This is a genomic window from Streptomyces flavalbus (assembly GCF_042674625.1).
GTDB lineage: Bacteria > Actinomycetota > Actinomycetes > Streptomycetales > Streptomycetaceae > Streptomyces > Streptomyces flavalbus.
The window spans coordinates 6,260,046-6,279,073 of record NZ_JBHTEB010000001.1 but is presented as its reverse complement, the minus strand read 5'-3'; the positions used below and the strand labels follow the sequence as shown (position 1 = coordinate 6,279,073).

18 protein-coding genes and 1 pseudogene are annotated in these 19,028 nt (G+C 72.2%); 17 read left to right on the top strand and 2 right to left on the bottom strand.

Features of this window, described 5'->3' with window-relative positions:
* The first annotated feature begins 242 nt into the window (after nucleotides 1-242).
* From ACFQZ6_RS28120 to ACFQZ6_RS28055, 14 genes are all read left to right on the top strand, one after another.
* Nucleotides 243-1,526, top strand: a complete 1,284-nt coding sequence (locus tag ACFQZ6_RS28120) for a GAF domain-containing protein (protein WP_381614290.1) — start codon at nucleotides 243-245, stop codon at nucleotides 1,524-1,526.
* A 164-nt stretch (nucleotides 1,527-1,690) separates the two neighbouring features.
* Nucleotides 1,691-2,986, top strand: a complete 1,296-nt coding sequence (locus ACFQZ6_RS28115; protein WP_381614287.1) for a hypothetical protein — start codon at nucleotides 1,691-1,693, stop codon at nucleotides 2,984-2,986.
* A gap of 51 nt (nucleotides 2,987-3,037) precedes the next feature.
* Nucleotides 3,038-3,610 (top strand): GNAT family N-acetyltransferase, encoded by a 573-nt coding sequence (locus ACFQZ6_RS28110; protein ID WP_381614283.1) that lies wholly within the window; start codon nucleotides 3,038-3,040, stop codon nucleotides 3,608-3,610.
* Between the two features lie 127 nt (nucleotides 3,611-3,737).
* Nucleotides 3,738-3,821, top strand: a complete 84-nt coding sequence (locus tag ACFQZ6_RS28105; protein ID WP_309486338.1) for a putative leader peptide — start codon at nucleotides 3,738-3,740, stop codon at nucleotides 3,819-3,821.
* A 127-nt stretch (nucleotides 3,822-3,948) separates the two neighbouring features.
* Complete coding sequence (locus ACFQZ6_RS28100) at nucleotides 3,949-5,646, top strand: nitrite/sulfite reductase (protein WP_381614280.1); 1,698 nt, start codon at nucleotides 3,949-3,951, stop codon at nucleotides 5,644-5,646.
* The gene (locus ACFQZ6_RS28095; RefSeq protein WP_381614277.1) at nucleotides 5,643-5,825 is read left to right on the top strand and encodes a hypothetical protein; all 183 of its coding nucleotides are present in this window, start codon (nucleotides 5,643-5,645) and stop codon (nucleotides 5,823-5,825) included. The genes ACFQZ6_RS28100 and ACFQZ6_RS28095 overlap by 4 nt, the downstream gene beginning before the upstream one ends.
* Nucleotides 5,822-6,535: a phosphoadenylyl-sulfate reductase gene (locus ACFQZ6_RS28090; RefSeq protein ID WP_381614274.1), complete on the top strand. Its 714-nt coding sequence runs from the start codon at nucleotides 5,822-5,824 to the stop codon at nucleotides 6,533-6,535. Before ACFQZ6_RS28095 ends, ACFQZ6_RS28090 begins: the two co-directional genes overlap by 4 nt.
* Nucleotides 6,536-6,600: 65 nt before the next feature.
* Nucleotides 6,601-7,137, top strand: coding sequence for an adenylyl-sulfate kinase (gene cysC, locus ACFQZ6_RS28085; RefSeq protein WP_381614271.1), 537 nt, complete (start codon nucleotides 6,601-6,603; stop codon nucleotides 7,135-7,137).
* The gene (gene cysD, locus ACFQZ6_RS28080; RefSeq protein WP_381614268.1) at nucleotides 7,134-8,084 is read left to right on the top strand and encodes a sulfate adenylyltransferase subunit CysD; all 951 of its coding nucleotides are present in this window, start codon (nucleotides 7,134-7,136) and stop codon (nucleotides 8,082-8,084) included. Before cysC ends, cysD begins: the two co-directional genes overlap by 4 nt.
* A 2-nt stretch (nucleotides 8,085-8,086) precedes the next feature.
* Nucleotides 8,087-9,421 carry a sulfate adenylyltransferase subunit 1 gene (locus tag ACFQZ6_RS28075; protein WP_381614265.1) on the top strand — a complete coding sequence of 445 codons (1,335 nt, stop codon included), beginning with the start codon at nucleotides 8,087-8,089 and terminating at the stop codon, nucleotides 9,419-9,421.
* A 136-nt stretch (nucleotides 9,422-9,557) separates the two neighbouring features.
* Nucleotides 9,558-10,661: an aliphatic sulfonate ABC transporter substrate-binding protein gene (locus ACFQZ6_RS28070; RefSeq protein ID WP_381614262.1), complete on the top strand. Its 1,104-nt coding sequence runs from the start codon at nucleotides 9,558-9,560 to the stop codon at nucleotides 10,659-10,661.
* 37 nt (nucleotides 10,662-10,698) lie between these two features.
* On the top strand, nucleotides 10,699-11,487 hold the full coding sequence (locus ACFQZ6_RS28065) for an ABC transporter ATP-binding protein (RefSeq protein ID WP_381614259.1): 789 nt from the start codon (nucleotides 10,699-10,701) through the stop codon (nucleotides 11,485-11,487).
* Nucleotides 11,474-12,367 carry an ABC transporter permease gene (locus ACFQZ6_RS28060; protein ID WP_381614256.1) on the top strand — a complete coding sequence of 298 codons (894 nt, stop codon included), beginning with the start codon at nucleotides 11,474-11,476 and terminating at the stop codon, nucleotides 12,365-12,367. Before ACFQZ6_RS28065 ends, ACFQZ6_RS28060 begins: the two co-directional genes overlap by 14 nt.
* Before the next feature lie 8 nt (nucleotides 12,368-12,375).
* On the top strand, nucleotides 12,376-13,125 hold the full coding sequence (locus ACFQZ6_RS28055) for a sirohydrochlorin chelatase (protein ID WP_381614253.1): 750 nt from the start codon (nucleotides 12,376-12,378) through the stop codon (nucleotides 13,123-13,125).
* Nucleotides 13,126-13,132: 7 nt separating this feature from the next.
* Here ACFQZ6_RS28055 and ACFQZ6_RS28050 read toward each other — a convergent pair whose 3' ends face one another.
* Nucleotides 13,133-13,690, bottom strand: coding sequence for a DUF1697 domain-containing protein (locus ACFQZ6_RS28050; RefSeq protein WP_381614250.1), 558 nt, complete (start codon nucleotides 13,688-13,690; stop codon nucleotides 13,133-13,135).
* Nucleotides 13,691-13,976: 286 nt separating this feature from the next.
* On the opposite strand from ACFQZ6_RS28050, the gene ACFQZ6_RS28045 reads away from it, so the two are divergent.
* Both ACFQZ6_RS28045 and ACFQZ6_RS28040 read left to right on the top strand, forming a co-directional pair.
* Entirely contained in the window at nucleotides 13,977-16,241 is a 2,265-nt protein-coding gene (locus ACFQZ6_RS28045; RefSeq protein WP_381614247.1) for an MMPL family transporter, read from the top strand.
* Between the two features lie 230 nt (nucleotides 16,242-16,471).
* Complete coding sequence (locus tag ACFQZ6_RS28040) at nucleotides 16,472-16,744, top strand: hypothetical protein (protein WP_381614244.1); 273 nt, start codon at nucleotides 16,472-16,474, stop codon at nucleotides 16,742-16,744.
* A 23-nt stretch (nucleotides 16,745-16,767) separates the two neighbouring features.
* On the opposite strand, the pseudogene ACFQZ6_RS28035 reads toward ACFQZ6_RS28040, so the two are convergent.
* Nucleotides 16,768-18,091 (bottom strand): annotated as a pseudogene (locus ACFQZ6_RS28035) (glycosyltransferase).
* Between the two features lie 23 nt (nucleotides 18,092-18,114).
* On the opposite strand from ACFQZ6_RS28035, the gene ACFQZ6_RS28030 reads away from it, so the two are divergent.
* Nucleotides 18,115-18,990 carry an aminoglycoside phosphotransferase family protein gene (locus ACFQZ6_RS28030; RefSeq protein WP_381614242.1) on the top strand — a complete coding sequence of 292 codons (876 nt, stop codon included), beginning with the start codon at nucleotides 18,115-18,117 and terminating at the stop codon, nucleotides 18,988-18,990.
* Nucleotides 18,991-19,028 lie beyond the last annotated feature (38 nt).

Below are 19,028 nucleotides of genomic sequence, written 5' to 3'. Positions count from 1 at the left end.
ACACGGCACCACCCCCGCCCCAGCAGGCCCTAGCAGGCCGCGGACGCCGCACGGGCGACGTTGCTCAAGTTTCAAGCAGTGTTGGCCTGTTATCCAGGGTTGCAAGGGGTTGCAACTTGGTGGCGTCTGTGACCGGACTGTGCCCCTCCGCTGCGCCGGGGCGGCCAGGATGAGACCCGCACCGCACACTCGTACCCCACCCCCCTCGCACCCCGCTGACCCCCGACCGCCGGAGGACCGTCGTGGCCAACCCGCCGTTGTACGTGGAGCGATTCGCCGCCGCCGACACGGCGCGCGCGGCCCGGATGCTCAGCGAGGTGCGGGAGGCCGCGCTGGCGGGGCGGCGCGCGCGGGTGGCGCCCCGCCCGGTCATCGCGGAGTCCTGGGACCGCGTGCTGCGCGTCGGTCTCGACCCCGAGCACGACTTCCGGTCCGGTCTGCTCGACGCGGCGGAGATACGGCGGCGGCGGGCCCGGTCGCCGTTGCGGACGGTGCTGCCGGTGCTGCGGGAGGGGCTGGTGTCGGTCGCGGACGCCGCCCACCACATCATGGTGATCGCGGACGTGGACGGCCGGGTGCTGTGGCGCGAGGGCAGCCCGGCGGTGCTGCGCAAGGCGGACGCGCTGGGGTTCCTGCTCGGCGCGGACTGGCGGGAGAGCGTCGTCGGCACCAACGGCGTGGGCACCCCGGCGGTGGTGGGGCGGCCCGTGCAGGTGTTCGCCGCCGAGCACTTCGTGCGGTCGCAGACGTCGTGGACGTGCGCCGGTGCGCCGATCGTCGATCCGCGCAACGGGCGGATGCTCGGCGTGGTGGACGTGAGCGGGCCGATGGAGACGATGCACCCGGCGACGCTGGCCTGGGTGACGTCGGTGGCCAAGCTGGCCGAGGCGCGGCTGCGGGAGCTGCACCTGGCGTCGCTTGAGCGGCTGCGGGCGGTGGGCGCGCCGGTGCTGGCGCGGCTCGCGGGGCGGGCGCTGGTGGTGGACCGGGACGGCTGGACGGCGGCGGTGACGGGGATGCCGTACCCGCGACGGGTGGCGCTGCCGCGGGAGTTGGCGCCGGGCCGGTGCGCGCTGCCCGCGCTCGGGGGGTGCGCGGTGGAGCCGCTGGCCGGGGGGTGGCTGGTGCGGCCGGTGGACGAGCCGGAGCCGTCGGCGGCGGCGCGGGTGGTGCTCGACCTGTCCCGGCCGCGGCGCTGGACGGTGACGGTGTCCGACGGCACGGGCACCTGGACCCATGAACTGAGCCCCCGGCACGCCGAATTGCTGTTCGTGCTGGCCGAACACCCGGACGGGCGCAGCGCGGCGCAGCTCGCCGCCGACCTGTTCGGGGACCCGGCCCGCACGGTGACGGCCCGCGCGGAGATGTCCCGGGTACGGCGCTACCTCGGGGGCGTCCTGGCCCACCGGCCGTACCGCTTCCGCGACCCGGCCCACGTCGAACTGCGGCTGCCCGACGCGCCCGGCGACCTGCTGCCGCGGTCGACGGCACCGGCGGTGCTGCGCGCCCGGACCGCACGCGCGTGAGCCGGAGGCAGGCGAAGGGGCGCCTCGTACGGGGGCGTTCCTGTGATTTGTGAGGTCTTCGTCCGGTGCCGCCCCTGCCTGCCGTAGCATCCCTGAGGGTCACCCCATCCGCGTCTCGTTCAACGCAGGAACCGGCAGGCGCAGTTGGCACGGCGGGAGGACGAATGACGTATCGCGGCAGACACCGCAGGCGCAGGCGGGGCCGGGCGCTGCGGGCGGCGCTGGCCGGAACCGCGTTCGCGCTGACCGCCGTGGCCACCCTGATCAGCACCTCGCAGGCCACGGTCGCCGACGACCCGGGCGCCCTGAAGCCGCTCACCTCCGCCGCCGACACCGGCCCGCTGCGGCTGACCGAGGACCTGGTGCCGCGCCGCTCCCTGGACCGGCTCGCCGCGTCGATGGGCGACCCGGTCGGCGTCGGCACGGTCCTCGCGGACGCCGACCGCACCCTGGGCGCCGGGGACGACTGCGCCTCCGGGGAGCGCGCGGAGCTGCCCGTGGAACCGGCGGCCACGCGCGCGTACTGCTGGCGCGCCGACGACACCCGGGCGGCGCGGGCCGGTGCGGTCACCACCTCGGGGGACGCCGACGCGGACGGCCGCTGGGGCGCGAACCGGGTGATCCTCTCCGGCTGGACCGGTCCGGCGCACGGCACCGAGCGGGCCCGGGTGGCCTTCGTCGACGCGGGCGACCCGGACCGGCTGGCGTACACCTGGGCGCTGCTGGTCGTGCCGGTCGACGGCGGGCGCGACTACCGCGCGCTCGGCTCCGACGTCTCCGGTCTGGTCTGGTACGAGGACAAGCTGCTGGTCACCGCGGACGGCGGGCGCGCGCTGTACGTCTGCGACCTCGACCGCATCCAGCGCGCCGACGTGGACTCCGGCGCGGTCGGCCGGGTCCCCGGCGGGTTCGCGGCGGACGGCGACCGCTATGTGCTGCCCGCGGTGGGCTCGTACCGGCTGACCGGCGACCCGGACGGGGCGCGGTTCACGGCCGTCTCCCTGGACCGCAGCACCGCGCCGCACGGCCTGGTCGCCAGCGGTCCGGTCGCGGCGGACGGCGACCGGCCCACGGGGCTGTGGCGGTACCCCTTCAGCGGTGACCCGGCGCGCACCGGGCTGCTCGCCACCGCGCCCGACGGCACGGCCGCCGTGGACGCCGCCTACGTGACCCGGATGACCGGGGTGCGGGGCGTGCTCGCGCACCGCGCGCCGGGGACGGTGCGGTCCCGCTGGTACCTGGCGCGGGCCAGCGACGGGCGCGCGGGCCACGGCTCCCTGTGGCGGCAGGACACCGACGGCACCCGCACCGCGCGGTGCGGCGCGGACGAGACGTACCTGTGCTGGAGCGGGTCGGCGGAGTCGCTGTCGCTGTGGGAGGAGACCGGCGAGGTGTGGTCGCAGTCGGGGCGGACGCTGTTCGCGCTGCCGCTGAGCACGATCGACGGCTCCCTGGAGTAGGTCACTGGGGCGGATCGACAGCCCGCCGGAGGAGATGGTTCCCTTTCCGGCATGACGAACATCCCCGTGACCACCTGGTCCCTGGAGCAGACCGCCCCGGGCGACCTGCTGCCCGCCGCCGCGCCCGAGGGCGAGGTGCGGATCGTCCGCGCCGAGGTGCCCTCCCCGGAGTTCAGCCGCTTCCTGTACGCGTCCGTGGGACAGGACATCCGCTGGGTGGACCGGCTCGGCTGGAGCCACGCCCGGTGGCAGGAGTACCTGGCCCGGCCGGGCGTGGAGACCTGGGTCGCCTACGACCGGGGCACTCCGGCCGGGTACGTGGAGCTGGAGCCGCAGGACGACGGGGTCGTGAAGATCGTCTATTTCGGGCTGGTTCCGGCCTTCCGCGGACGGCGGATCGGCGGCCACCTGCTGTCGTACGCCACCGCCCGCGCCTGGGACCTCGCGGACCGCTGGCCGGGTCTCGCGGCGACCAAGCGGGTGTGGCTGCACACGTGCAGCAAGGACGGTGAGCACGCCATGGCCAACTACCAGCGGCGGGGCTTCAAGCTGTTCGACACCACGGTGGCGGAGGAGCCGCAGATCGCCTCCCCCGGCCCGTGGCCGGGCGCCTACCCCGGCTGACCTGCGCCGACAAGGGCGCGGACGCGCCATGTGACGAAGGACATACTTGTCTCGTCAGGCGAGACAAGTATGTCCACATCGCGGACGAAGCTGGACTGTGTCCAGATCGCCATGACACGCTGCCGTCATGTCTGGAACTGGAATCGCCTTGGTGAGTCGACGTCACGTCGATCTCGGCCGCATGTCCAGCGCCATCTGTCCGGCGAGCTGACCGCCCGCAGCACCGCCGACACCCTCGCTTCCAGCCTCCCCGCGCAACGTAGCGCAGGGCACGCACGCACGCGCCCGTATGCGCAGGTCTGAGCCGATTTCCGCCTGTCCCGAAGGACGTATCCACCATGGCCGCCACCCCGCAGAACCCTGCCGCCGCGACTCCCCGCCGCAAGGTGAGCCGTCACCGCGGCGAGGGTCAGTGGGCCGTGGGTCACTTCACCCCGCTCAACGGCAACGAACAGTTCAAGAAGGACGACGACGGTCTCAATGTGCGGACACGCATTGAGACGATCTACTCCAAGCGTGGCTTCGACTCGATCGACCCCAACGACCTGCGCGGCAGGATGCGCTGGTGGGGCCTGTACACCCAGCGCAAGCCCGGCATCGACGGCGGCAAGACGGCCGTCCTGGAGCCGGAGGAGCTGGACGACGAGTACTTCATGATGCGGGTCCGCATCGACGGCGGCCGTCTCACCACCGAGCAGCTCCGCGTCATCGGCGAGATCTCCCAGGAGTTCGCCCGCGGCACCGCCGACATCACCGACCGGCAGAACATCCAGTACCACTGGATCCGGATCGAGGACGTCCCCGAGATCTGGAACCGGCTTGAGGCCGTCGGCCTGTCCACCACCGAGGCGTGCGGCGACACGCCCCGCGTGATCCTCGGCTCCCCGGTCGCGGGCATCGCCGCGGACGAGATCATCGACGGCTCCCCGGCGGTCGAGGAGATCCAGCGCCGGATCATCGGCAACAAGGCGTTCTCGAACCTGCCCCGCAAGTTCAAGTCCGCGATCTCCGGCTCGCCGCTGCTCGACGTGGCCCACGAGATCAACGACGTGGCCTTCGTCGGTGTCGTCCACCCCGAGCACGGCCCCGGCTTCGACCTGTGGGTCGGCGGCGGACTGTCCACCAACCCCAAGATCGGTGTCCGGCTCGGCGCCTGGGTGCCGCTGGACGAGGTCGCGGACGTCTTCGAGGGCGTCATCTCCATCTTCCGCGACTACGGCTACCGGCGGCTGCGCAACCGCGCCCGCCTGAAGTTCCTCGTCGCCGACTGGGGCCCGGAGAAGTTCCGGCAGGTCCTGGAGGACGAGTACCTCAAGCGCCAGCTCGTCGACGGACCCGCCCCCGCGCAGCCCGTGGAGCGCTGGCGCGACCACGTCGGCGTGCACCGGCAGCGCGACGGCCGCTTCTACGTCGGCTTCGCCCCGCGCGTCGGCCGCGTCGACGGCGCCACCCTCACCAAGATCGCCGAACTGGCGGAGGCGCACGGCTCGGGACGGCTGCGCACCACCGTCGAGCAGAAGATGATCGTGCTCGACGTCGAGGAGGACCGCGTCGACTCCCTCGTGGAGGCGCTGGAGGCCCTCGACCTCACCGCCCGGCCGTCCGCGTTCCGGCGCGGCACGATGGCCTGCACCGGCATCGAGTACTGCAAGCTCGCCATCGTCGAGACCAAGGCGCGCGGCGCCCAGCTCATCGACGAACTGGAGCGCCGGATCCCCGACTTCGACGAGCCCCTCACCATCAACCTCAACGGCTGCCCCAACGCCTGCGCCCGCATCCAGGTCGCGGACATCGGTCTCAAGGGCCAGCTCGTCCTCAACGACCAGGGCGAGCAGGTCGAGGGCTACCAGGTGCACCTCGGCGGCGCGCTCGGCCTGGAGGCCGGGTTCGGCCGCAAGGTGCGCGGCCTGAAGGTCACCTCCGACGAGCTGCCCGACTACGTGGAACGGGTCCTCAAGCGCTTCCAGGCGGAGCGCGAGGAGGGCGAGCGGTTCGCCACCTGGGTGGCCCGCGCGTCCGAGGAGTCCCTGTCATGAGCGAGCGGGCGGCCCCCTTCTACTGCCCCTACTGCGGCGACGAGGACCTGCGGCCCGGCGAACAGGGCCACGGCGCCTGGGAGTGCGCGTCCTGCAACCGCGCCTTCCAGCTCAAGTTCCTCGGCCTGCTGGCCAGGGGCCTGCGGCACCAGACCACTCAGGGGGACGACGACATATGACGACGACGGCTCAGGAAGAACGTACGACCGACGATCTGAAGGCGCTCGCCGAGCAGGCGGGCCGCGACCTGGAGGACGCCTCCGCGCTGGAGATCCTCCAGTGGGCCGCGGACACCTTCGGCAGGCGCTTCTGCGTGACCTCCTCCATGGAGGACGCCGTCGTCGCCCACCTCGCCTCGCGGGCCATGCCCGGCGTCGACGTGGTGTTCCTCGACACCGGCTACCACTTCGAGGAGACCATCGGCACCCGCGACGCGGTCGAGGCCGTGATGGACGTCAACGTCATCACCCTCACCCCCCGCCAGACGGTCGCCGAACAGGACGCCGAGTACGGCCCGAAGCTGCACGACCGCGACCCCGACCTGTGCTGCTTCCTGCGCAAGGTCAAGCCGCTGGAGGAAGGGCTGAAGGGCTACCTCGCCTGGGCGACCGGGCTGCGCCGCGACGAGTCGGAGACCCGGGCGAACACCCCGGTCGTCGGCTGGGACGAGAAGCGCCAGAAGGTGAAGATCTCCCCCATCGCCCGCTGGACCCAGGACGACGTGGACGCCTACGTCGCCGAGCACGGCGTCCTCACCAACCCGCTGCTGATGGACGGCTACGCGTCCGTCGGCTGCGCCCCCTGCACCCGCCGCACCCTCGCGGGCGAGGACGCGCGCGCGGGCCGCTGGGCTGGCCGGGCCAAGACCGAGTGCGGGCTGCACGGATGACGGCGAACACCGCGCAGGGGAACAATGCCCCCCACCCGATCCCCGAGACCCATCAGGAGAACCACGTGACCACCGGAGCCACCGTCTGGCTCACGGGTCTGCCGAGCGCGGGCAAGACCACCATCGCGTACGAGCTGGCGGCCCGACTGCGCGAGGAGGGCCACCTCGTCGAGGTGCTCGACGGCGACGAGATCCGCGAGTTCATCTCGGCGGGCCTCGGCTTCAGCCGCGAGGACCGGCACACCAACGTGCAGCGCATCGGCTTCGTCGCCGAACTGCTCGCCCGCAACGGCGTCAAGGCCCTCGTTCCGGTGATCGCGCCGTACGCCGACAGCCGCGACGCCGTGCGCAAGCGCCACGACGTCAACGGCACGCCGTACGTCGAGGTACACGTCGCCACCCCGGTGGAGGTGTGCAGCGAGCGGGACGTCAAGGGCCTGTACGCCAAGCAGGCCGCGGGCGAACTGAGCGGGCTGACGGGGGTAGACGACCCGTACGAGGAGCCCGAAGCGCCCGACCTGCGCATCGAGTCGCAGCACCAGACCGTGCGGGAGTCCGCGGCGTCCGTGTACGCCCTGCTCAGCGAAAGGGGACTGGCATGACGACCGCCGCCAAGCTCGACGAGGGCGAGGGTACGCAGAGTACGCAGACCCCGTACGCCCTCTCCCACCTGGACGCGCTGGAGTCCGAGGCGGTCCACATCTTCCGTGAGGTGGCGGGTGAGTTCGAGAAGCCGGTGATCCTGTTCTCCGGCGGCAAGGACTCCATCGTCATGCTGCACCTGGCGCTCAAGGCGTTCGCGCCCGCGCCGGTGCCGTTCTCCCTGCTGCACGTCGACACGGGGCACAACTTCCCCGAGGTCCTCGACTACCGCGACCGGACCGTCGAGCGGCACGGGCTGCGGCTGCACGTCGCCTCCGTGCAGGACTACATCGACCGGGGGGTGTTGAAGGAGCGGCCGGACGGGACCCGTAACCCGCTCCAGACCCTCCCGCTCACCGAGAAGATCCAGGCGGAGAAGTTCGACGCCGTCTTCGGCGGCGGGCGTCGGGACGAGGAGAAGGCGCGCGCGAAGGAGCGGGTGTTCAGCCTGCGGGACGAGTTCTCGCAGTGGGACCCCCGCCGTCAGCGGCCCGAGCTGTGGAACCTCTACAACGGCCGCCACGCGCCCGGCGAGCACGTCCGCGTCTTCCCGCTGTCCAACTGGACCGAGCTGGACGTCTGGCAGTACATCGCCCGCGAGGGCATCGAACTGCCGGAGATCTACTACGCGCACGAGCGTGAGGTGTTCCAGCGCGACGGCATGTGGCTGACCGCCGGTGAGTGGGGCGGGCCGAAGGCGTCCGAGACGGTGGAGAAGCGGCAGGTGCGCTACCGCACGGTCGGGGACATGTCCTGCACCGGCGCCGTCGACTCCGACGCCGACACGATCGAGAAGGTGATCGCCGAGATCGCCGCCTCCCGCCTCACCGAGCGGGGCGCGACCCGGGCGGACGACAAGCTGTCCGAGGCCGCGATGGAAGACCGCAAGCGCGAGGGGTACTTCTAAGCATGAGCACGATCACGTCCGAGGAACTCTCGGCCACCACCCTGCTGCGGTTCGCCACCGCCGGTTCCGTCGACGACGGCAAGTCCACGCTCGTCGGGCGGCTGCTGCACGACTCCAAGTCGGTCCTGGTGGACCAGTTGGAGGCCGTGGAGCGGGCGTCCGCCTCGCGCGGGCAGGAGGCCCCTGACCTCGCGCTGCTGACGGACGGGCTGCGGGCCGAGCGCGAGCAGGGCATCACCATCGACGTCGCGTACCGGTACTTCGCCACGCCGAAGCGGCGGTTCATCCTCGCCGACACCCCCGGGCACGTGCAGTACACCCGGAACATGGTCACCGGCGCGTCCACGGCCGAGCTGACGGTGATCCTCGTCGACGCCCGCAACGGTGTCGTCGAGCAGACCCGCCGTCATGCCGCGATCGCCGCGCTGCTGCGGGTGCCGCACGTCGTGCTCGCCGTGAACAAGATGGACCTCGTGGGGTACGAGGAGTCCGTGTTCGCCGCGATCGCCGAGGAGTTCACGGCGTACGCGCTCGAACTGGGCGTGCCCGAGGTCACCGCGATCCCGATCTCGGCGCTGGCCGGGGACAACGTGGTGGAGCCGTCGGCGGTCATGGACTGGTACGCCGGTCCGACCGTCCTGGAGCACCTGGAGACCGTGCCGGTCGCCCATGACCTGGCGCACTGCCACGCGCGGCTGCCCGTGCAGTACGTGATCCGCCCGCAGACCGCCGAGCACCCCGACTACCGCGGCTACGCCGGTCAGATCGCGGCGGGCACCTTCCGGGTCGGTGACCCGGTGACGGTGCTGCCGTCCGGCCGGACGACGAAGGTCAGCGGGATCGACCTGCTCGGCCAGCCGGTCGACGCCGCCTGGACGCCGCAGTCGGTGACCCTCCTCCTGGAGGACGACATCGACATCTCCCGCGGCGACCTGATCGTGCCGACGAAGGACGCGCCCGCCACCACGCAGGACGTCGAGGCGACGGTGTGCCACGTGGCCGACCAGCCGCTGACGGTGGGGCACCGGGTGCTGATCAAGCACGGCACCCGCACGGTGAAGGCGATCGTCAAGGACATCCCGTCCCGGCTCACCCTGGACGACCTGTCGCTGCACCCGCACCCGGGGCACCTGGTCGCCAACGACATCGGCCGGGTGAAGATCCGTACCGCCGAGCCGCTGCCGGTCGACTCCTACGCCGACTCGCGGCGCACGGGCTCGTTCATCCTGATCGACCCCAGCGACGGCACCACCCTCACCGCCGGAATGGTCGGTGAGTCCTTCGCCTCCCCGGAGCCCGTCAAGGACGACGGCGAGGACGACGGGTGGGACTTCTGAGCATGAACCCCGAACTCTGTTCGGGGGGACGCCCACCCGAGGGCGCCGCTCCCCGCATCCCGTACCGCCGCCGATCCCCCGGCCACGGCCTCCTCGCAGGGGCGTGACAGCCGGGCCACCGAGAGGAACACCTCCCGTGCCTGCCACCCCCGCCCTGCGTCGCGCCCTCGCGGTGCTGGCCGTGCTGCCGCTGCTGGCGCTCGCCGCCGCCTGCGGCTACGGCTCCCAGGCCGTGGAGGACACCGAGGGCGCCGTCGCCGGGGCGGCCAAGGTCGACGGCCTGGACTCGGTGCGGATCGGCTACTTCGGCAACCTCACCCACGCGACCGCGCTGGTCGGCCGCCAACAGGGGCTGTTCCAGCAGGAGCTGGGCGGTACGGAGGCGGAGTACGCCACCTTCAACGCCGGTCCCTCGGAGATCGAGGCGCTGAACTCGGGCTCCGTCGACATCGGCTGGATCGGCCCGTCCCCGGCGGTCAACGGCTACGTCAAGGCGGGCGGCAAGAACCTGCGGATCGTCTCGGGGTCGGCGTCGGGTGGCGTGAAGCTCGTCGTCGACCCGGAGAAGATCCGCTCCCTGAAGGACGTCAAGGGCAAGCGGATCGCCACCCCGCAGCTCGGCAACACCCAGGACGTGGCCTTCCTCAACTGGATAGCCGAGCAGGGCTGGAAGGTCGACGCGGAGAGCGGCAAGGGCGACGTGTCCGTGGTCCGCTCCGACAACAAGGTCACGCCCGACCTGTACCGCTCCGGGTCCGTGGACGGGGCCTGGGTGCCGGAGCCGACCGCGTCCAAGCTGGTCGCGGAGGGCGCGAAGGTGCTGCTCGACGAGGCCGGCCTGTGGCCGGACAAGAGGTTCGTGATCACCAACGTGATCGTGTCGCAGAGCTTCCTCAAGGAGCACCCGAAGGCGGTGGAGGCCGTCCTGCGGGCGTCGGTGAAGACGAACCGGTGGATCGTCGCCCATCCCGAGGAGGCGAAGGCCGCCGCCAACGCCCAGCTCGCCCGGGACACCGGCAAGGCGCTGCCCGCCGAGGTGCTCGACCCGGCGTGGAAGTCGATCGCCTTCCTCGACGACCCGCTGGCCGCCACCCTCGACGCCCAGGCCGACCACGCCGTCAAGGCCGGACTCCTCGAACAGCCCGACCTCGACGGCATCTACGACCTCGCCCCGCTGAACAAGGTCCTGAAGGCCGAGGGCGAACCGACCGTCGACGACGCCGGACTCGGCGCCAAGTAACCCCGCAACCCCCGTGAGAACCCAGGAGGTGACGACCATGGCAACCGCCCTCGCCAAGGCCGCCGACACGGACACGTCCGTGGAGCCCGCCGCACGCATCGACCACGTGTCGAAGTCCTTCGCGGGCCCGGCCGGGCAGCAGCTCGTCCTCGACGACATCTCCCTCGACGTCGCCCCGGGCGAGTTCGTCACCCTCCTGGGCGCCTCCGGCTGCGGCAAGTCCACCCTGCTCAACCTCGTGGCGGGCCTGGACAAGCCGACCACCGGCACCATCACCACCGACGGCCGCCCCGCGCTGATGTTCCAGGAACACGCCCTGTTCCCCTGGCTCACCGCGGGCAAGAACATCGAACTCGCCCTCAGACTGCGCGGCGTACCGAAGGCCGAGCGGCGCGAGCGGGCCGAGGCACTCCTCGAACTGGTCCGCCTCCAGGGCGCCCACGGCAAGCGCGTCCACGAACTCTCCGGCGGGATGCGCCAGCGCGTCGCCATGGCCCGCGCCCTCGCCCAGGACAGCAAGCTCCTCCTCATGGACGAGCCGTTCGCCGCGCTGGACGCCATCACCCGTGACGTCCTGCACGACGAACTCACCCGCATCTGGCGCGAGACGGGACTGTCGGTGCTGTTCGTCACGCACAACGTGCGCGAGGCGGTGAAGCTGGCGCAGCGCGTGGTGCTGCTGTCGTCCCGGCCGGGGCGGGTCGCCCGGGAGTGGACCGTCGGCATCCCGCAGCCCCGCCGCATCGAGGACACCGCCGTCGCCGAACTGTCCGCCGCGATCACCGAAGAACTCCGTGGGGAGATCCGCCGCCATGGCCAGCACTGACACCACCCCAGCCAGGGACGGCAACGACCTCGCCGGACTGGAGGCGGGCCTCGACGCCCTCGACACCGTCCAGGTCCGGCGCACCCCGCTGCGGGACACCCTCGTGCGGAAGGTGCTGCCGCCGGTCCTCGCCGTCCTGCTGGTGCTGGCCCTCTGGCAGCTCCTGGTGACCTCCGGCGCCGCCGACGACCCGAGCAAGCTGCCCGCGCCGTCCGACGTGTGGGCCGAGCTGCGCACGGCCTGGCTCCAGGGCACCCTGCACGAGTACATCTGGACCTCCGTCTCCCGCGGCCTGCTCGGCTTCCTGATGGCGCTGGCCATCGGCACCCCGCTCGGCCTGCTGGTGGCCCGCGTGAGGTTCGTCCGGGCGGCCATCGGCCCGGTGCTGTCCGGCCTCCAGTCGCTGCCCTCGGTCGCCTGGGTGCCGCCCGCCGTGATCTGGCTCGGCCTGAACAACCAGATGATGTACGCCGTCATCCTGCTCGGCGCGGTCCCCTCCATCGCCAACGGCCTGGTCGCGGGCGTCGACCAGATCCCGCCCCTGTACCTGCGCGCCGGACGCACCCTCGGCGCCACCGGCCTCAAGGGCACCTGGCACATCGTGCTGCCCGCCGCGCTGCCCGGCTACGTCGCGGGGCTGAAGCAGGGCTGGGCGTTCGCCTGGCGCTCCCTGATGGCCGCCGAGATCATCGCCTCCTCGCCCGACCTCGGCGTCGGCCTCGGGCAGTTGCTGGAGAACGGCCGCAACAACAGCAGCATGTCCATGGTCTTCCTCGCCATCCTCCTCATCCTCGTCGTCGGCATCGCCATCGACCTGCTGATCTTCAGCCCGCTGGAGCGGCGGGTGCTGCGCGGCCGTGGTCTGCTGGTGAGGAGCTGAGACATCCCATGAACGCACCGGTCCTCCTCGTCATCGCCCACGGCAGCCGCGATCCCCGGCACGCCGCGACCGTGCACGCCCTGGTGCGGCGGGTGCGCTCGCTGCGGCCCGGACTGCGGGTGGAGACCGGTTTCCTGGACTTCAACATCCCCTCCGTGCAGGGCGTGCTGGAGTCCCTGGCGGCCGAGGGCGTGCGGGACGTCGTAGCCCTGCCGCTGCTGCTGACGCGGGCCTTCCACGCCAAGGCCGACATTCCAGCGGTCCTCCAGAAGTCGCCACGACAATTGCGGATCCGTCAGGCCGATGTCCTCGGCCCGTCACCGCTGCTCCTGGGCGCGCTGGAGCGGCGGCTGTACGAGGCCGGGCTGACGCCTGGCGACAAGTCCTCGACCGGGGTCGTCCTGGCCTCGGCGGGGTCCACCGACCCGGAGGCGATCGCGGTGATCGCAGCAATCGCGCGGGAGTGGCGGCACACCGGTTGGTGCGCCGTGCGACCTGCGTTCGCCTCCGCTGGTTATCCCGCGGGGTTCCCCCGCACCGAGGACGCGGTACGGGAACTGCGGGCGCTGGGCTGCTCCCGCGTCGCCGTCGCCCCGTACGTCCTGGCCCCCGGCTTCCTGCCGGACCGCATCGCCCGCGGCGCCACGGACGCGGACGTCCTCGCCGACGTACTGGGCCCGGCGCCGGAGGTGGCACGGGTGCTGCTGGAGCGGTACGAGGCGGCGCGCCGACCGGGCCTGGCGGCGATCGGCGCCTGAGGGCCGGTCACGCGGGAGGCGCGGTCATCTCCACCAGCTTGCGTACGGTGTTCCAGTTGCGGCTGGTGGCGATGAGGCCCTTGGTGAGGCGGGGTCTGGCGAGTTGTTCGGCGAGCTTGGAGCGGCCGAGGCCGTCGGGGACGTAGAGGTAGAGGGCGCGGTCCCCGAGGCGGAACTCCTCGGGCAGGTAGGCGCCCTGGTCGATCTCCGCGAAGCGGTCGGGGCCGACGGGGGCCGAGAAGTAGGTGACGTGGAGTTGCCTGGCCTCCAGGTCGGCGGCCGGGAAGGGGCAGGCGTCGGCGACCGCCGCGAGGTAGGCGTGGTCGCGGACGAGGACGTCGACGCGGAAGCCGAAGTGCTCCTCGACGGCCCCGGTGAGTTCCGCGGCGAGGGAGTCCTCGTCGCCGTGGTCGGCGGTGAAGACGGCCTGGCCGCTCTGGAGGTAGGTGCGTACGGCGTCGTAGCCGTCGAGGCGCTCCATCAGGCCGCGCAGCTCGGCCATCGGCACCTTCTTGCCGCCGACGTTGATCCCGCGCAGCAGCGCCGCATAGGTCTTCTTGGTCACCCCCACACCCTAGGACGGCCGCCGTGCCCCGTGGGGGCGGGCACGACATCCGCCCTGGTGTGGGGGGTCACGGGAACCCTACCCCCGAGATCACTCCCCGAGACGCCGGATAGATGTAAGGGGCCGTTGTCCTCCCCAGAGGGGAGGGCCGGGGGGCCGTCGGGAGGACGGCGGGGCCTCCCGCTTTCACCAGGCAGTACGACGAGATGGCTTTATACGACCCATACCTTCAATAGCGAAAGGTGGCGGCAGGGGGCTGCCACCGCGCGACGAGGGGCATCCCGTCATGGGGAACGGAGAAACACGCGTGCGGGGGTTCGCCGCGCGGGCTGGCGGCTGGAGCGCCCGGCACCGATGGGCGGCGGTGGGCATCTGGGTGCTCTTCGTCGTCCTGGCGATGGGGCTGGGGTCGGCGGCGGGCCGGGTCGACGTCAAGGACAGCGACCAACTGAAGGGCGAGACCCACACCGCCGCGAAGATCATCGAGGACGCCGGGATCGAGGAACCGGCCAGCGAGACGGTGCTGATCCAGGCCAAGGACGCCGGGGTCAAGGCCACCGACCCGGAGTTCCGCGCCGCGGTCGACGCGGTGGTCAAGGCGGTCGGCGCCACGGACGCCGCCACCGACATCCAGTCGCCGTACGACACTCAGACGATCTCCGCGGACGGGCGCAGCGCGCTGGTGCAGTTCGACATACGAGGCGAGTCGGACACCGCGGGTGAGCGGGTCGAGCCGGTGCTGAAGGCCGTCGAGGGCGTCCAGAAGGACCACGCGTCGCTGCGGATCGAGGAGATCGGCGGCGCCAGCATGATGAAGACGTTCGACGACGCCTTCGGGGACGACTTCCAGAAGGCCGAGTACTCCGCCGTACCGGTGGCCCTCGGCATCCTCCTGATCGCGTTCGGCGCGCTGGTGGCGGCGCTGCTGCCGGTGCTGCTCGCGGTGACGGCGATCATGGCGACGATGGGTCTGATGGGCATCGTCAGCCATGTGATGCCGATGAGCGACACCGCCAACTCCGTGATGCTGCTGGTCGGTCTGGCCGTCGGCGTCGACTACTGCCTGTTCTACCTGCGCCGTGAGCGTGAGGAGCGCGAGGCGGGCCGGGACGCGCAGACCGCGCTGCGGATCGCCGCCGCGACCAGCGGCCGGGCCGTCGTCGTCTCCGGTGTCACGGTGTGCGTGGCGATGGCGGGCATGTTGTTCACCGGGCTCGCCGAGTTCGAGGCGATGGGCCTGGCCTCGCTGATGGTCGTCGCGGTCGCGATGGTCGGCTCGGTGACCGTGCTGCCCGCGCTGCTGTCGCTGCTGGGCGAGCGGGTGGAGAAGGGCCGCATCCCGTTCCTGCGCCGCCGCAGCCGCAAGGGTTCCGGCTCCAGCGGCGAGAGCCGTTTCTGGGGCGCCGTGCTGAAGGGCGTGCTCGCCCGTCCGGTGCTCGCCGTGGTCGTCGCGGCCGGTGCGCTGCTGGCGATCGCCGCGCCCGCGGTCGGCATGAAGACGCAGAACCTCACCCTGGACCAGGAGTTCGGTGACTCGCTGTCCATCGTGCAGACGTACAACCGCGTCAACGACGCCTTCCCCGGCGGCTCCGACCCCGCCGAGGTGATCGTCAAGGCCGATGACATCAACGCCCCCGAGGTGCGGTCGGCGCTCGCGGACTTCCAGGAGCGGGCGGTCAGTTCGGGTGCCTCCCAGGGCCCGGTCGAGATCAAGCTGCACGAGGAGCAGAACGTCGCCTTCGTCTACGTCCCGCTGGTCGGCGGCTCCGACCTGGACAAGGCGGGCGAGAGCCTGGACAAGCTGCGCGACGACGTGCGGCCCGCAACCCTCGGCCGGGTCGACGGGGTGGACGCGCCGATCACCGGACAGGTCGCCGGTTCGAAGGACTTCAACGACCAGCTCGTCGGCTCCGTCGTCCCGGTCTTCGTCTTCGTGGTGGTCTTCGCCTTCCTGCTGATGCTGCTGTCCTTCCGCTCCCTGACCGTCGCGATCACGTCCATCGTGCTGAACCTGCTCTCCGTGGGCGCGGCGTACGGCATCCTCGTCGCCGTCTTCCAGCACGGCTGGGGCGCGTCGCTGGTGGGCGCGGAGGGTGTGGGCGCCATCGTGAGCTGGCTGCCACTGTTCCTCTTCGTGATCCTGTTCGGCCTGTCCATGGACTACCACGTGTTCGTGGTCTCCCGGATCCGTGAGGCACGTCTGCGGGGCCGCACGACGAAGGACGCCATCGCGCACGGCGTGGTCACCACGGCGGGCGTCGTCACCAGCGCCGCCGTCATCATGGTCGCCGTCTTCGCGATCTTCGGGACGCTGTCCATGCAGTCCATGAAGCAGATGGGCGTGGGCCTCGCCGCGGCGGTCCTGATCGACGCGACGATCATCCGTGGCGTCCTGCTCCCGGCGGTCATGGCCCTCCTCGGCGAACGCAACTGGTACCTGCCGAAGTGGCTGCACCGCCTGCCGGACCTGACCCACGACGAGTCCGCCGACGCGGTGGCGGGGACCCTGCCTCCGGCGGTGGAGGAGGAAGGGGAACGGGTCGGCGTCTGACCTGGGCTGACCTGGACTGACCTGGTCTGATCTGACCTGGGTGACACGGTGCCTCCCTCGGCCCTTCGGGGCCGGGGGAGGCATCCGGCTTGTGCGGGCTCAGCGCTTCTCCTGAAACCCTCTGAAATTCACTTCTTCGTATAAATTAGAGATCAACGACCGGCATCCCGTCCTCCACGCGTGGTCCCCCAGCCCGCGGCAACCACCCCCGCTGTGAAGGGCCTTCCTCGATGAGTACGCCTGGCAGACGCGCGTCCGCCTCCTGTGCCGCCCGATGGACCGGCCGCCTGCTGTGCTGGAGCCTCGCCGCTGGCATGGCCACCGCCGCCACCGACCTCCTCCTCGCCCCGCGGGCCGGTTGGTGGCCCGCGGTCTGGCCCCTGCCCTGGTACCTCACCGGCCTCGCCGCCCTCACCTGGGCCGTCCTGCGCGCCCGGGAGAAGGCCGCCCAGCGGCCCCCGGAGGAGGACACCCACCCGGACCACTGGGACCAGGCGGCGTAGGCCCGGCACCGCCACGGACCGGGTCAGCCCGGCAGTTCGCGCTCGATGAGGTCCGCGGCCCGCCGGGTGCCTCCCTCCTTGGCCATCTCGGCCTGAATGTCCTTCAGCCTGCGGGCGGTGGCCGGGTCGTCGACCAGGGCGAGCGCGGCCTCGCGCAGGGCGTGCGCCGTCGCCTCCTCCTTGGGGAGGTAGCGGGCGACGCCCAGCCCCTGGAGCATCTCCGCGTTGCCGAACTGGTCCACCGCCTGCGGTACGGCGATCATCGGCGTGGCGGTGGCCAGGCCCTCCTGGCTCCCTCCCGCCCCGGCGTGCGTGACGAACAGGTCGGCCTGCCGGAGCACGGCGAGCTGGGGGACCCAGGAGCGCACGTCCACGCTCGCGGGCACGTCGCCCAGCTCGGCGGGGTCGACATGTCGACCGACCTGGAGCACGGTGTGCCAGCCCGGCAGCTCGCCGAAGGCCCGCACGCACTCCCGGTAGAAGCCGGGCTGCTTGGTGAACGCCGACCCGAGCGAGACCAGCACCACCTTCTCGGCGTCGGCGGGCCGGACCCACTCCCCCTCGGCGGCGCGGTCGCCCTGGCAGGCGCCGACGAAGGTGTGGACGCGCTCGTCGACCCGGTCGGCGTTCGGCTGGAGCGCCTTCGGGATCAGCACCAGGGAGCGGTCGGGGCGGCCGGCGAAGGCGTCGGGGTGCAGGGTGATCCCGTTCTCCTCCAGCCAGCCGTGGAAGCGGGCGTAGTAGGCCCGGCCCCGTTCGGTCTTCCTCGGCTCCTCCCACATCGGCTCGGCGACCTCCTGCTCGTACCCCTCCCAGGCGACCAGGTTGGGAGAGAGGGAGATCGCGGGCACGCCCCAGCGGTGGGCGAGGACGCGGGCCGGATAGGACGTGATGTCGTGCAGCACGAGGTCGGGTTCGTCGCCCTCGTACGCGGCGACGAGCTGCGGCAGTGCCTGGATCGCGTCGTCGAGGAACGGCTCCACGTTGTCCAGCAGCGTCGAGCCCCACGCCTCCGGGTCGGCGTCGGGGCCGGGCAGCGTCGAGTGCCAGGTCCGTACCTCGGCGCCGGTCCGTGCGACCTTCTCGGCGAACGCGGGCGGGATCGCGTACGTCACCCGGTGCCCGCGCGCCACCAGCTCGCGGATCACCTCCAGGCTGGGGTTCACATGGCCGTGGGCGGCGATGGAGAACATGGCGATGTGGGCGGGACGGGCGGGGTGGGTGGGGGTTGTCATGGGGACGACGGTAGGCGAGACGAGACGTCTCGTGCAATCTAATTCGGGCGAGGCGCCCCGACCCCCCTCCCCACCTGCGGGACTGCGAGACTGACCGGCGACGTGTGACCACAGACCCCGGAGGCGAGGCGGACGATGGACGAGGCACGCGCGCGGTACGCGCTCACCGCGGCGAAGGTGCTGCCCGGCGCGGCGGCGCGGGAGGCCCGGCTGCTCGCCCTGGGCGAGAACGCCGTGTTCGCCGCCGGTGACCTGGTCGTGAAGGTGGGCCGGGACGCCGAACTCCTGGACCGGGCGCGCCGCGAGCTGCGCGTCGCCCACTGGCTCGCCGGGGCGGGCGTCCCCGCGGTGCGGGCTGCGGCCGACGAGGCGTCGCTCGTCGAGGGCCACCCGGTGACGGTGTGGCACCGGCTGCCGGACGCCGTACGGGAGGCGGAGCCTCGGGACCTCGCGGAGTTGCTGCGGCTGGTGCACGCGCTGCCCACGCCGTCGGATCCCGCCCTGGCACTGCCGCCCCGCAACCTGCTGAGCGGCGTCGAGCGGTGGCTGCGCCTCGCCGGTGCCGCGATCGACCCCGCGGACGCCGCCTATCTGCGCGACCGCCGCGACGGCTTCGCGGCGGCCGCGGCGGCGCTGACCCCCCACCTCGCGCCGGGCCCGATCCACGGCGACGCGCTGCCCCGCAACGTCCACGTCGGTCCGGACGGCCCCGTCCTGGTCGACCTGGAGACCTTCTCCGCCGACCTGCGCGAACACGACCTGGTGGTGATGGCGCTCTCCCGTGACCGCTACGGCCTGCCCGCCGCGGCCTACGACTCCTTCACCGCGGCCTACGGCTGGGACGTCCGCGACTGGGACGGCTGCGCCGTGCTGCGCGGGGCCCGGGAGACCGCGAGCTGCGCCTGGGTCGCCCAGCACGCGCCGGGCAACCCCAAGGCGCTGGCGGAGTTCCGGCGCCGGGTGGCGTCACTGCGGGACGGGGACGGATCGGTGCGCTGGTACCCCTTCTGAGGTGGCCCTCCTGATCTGCCTCCTGATCTGCCTTCTGG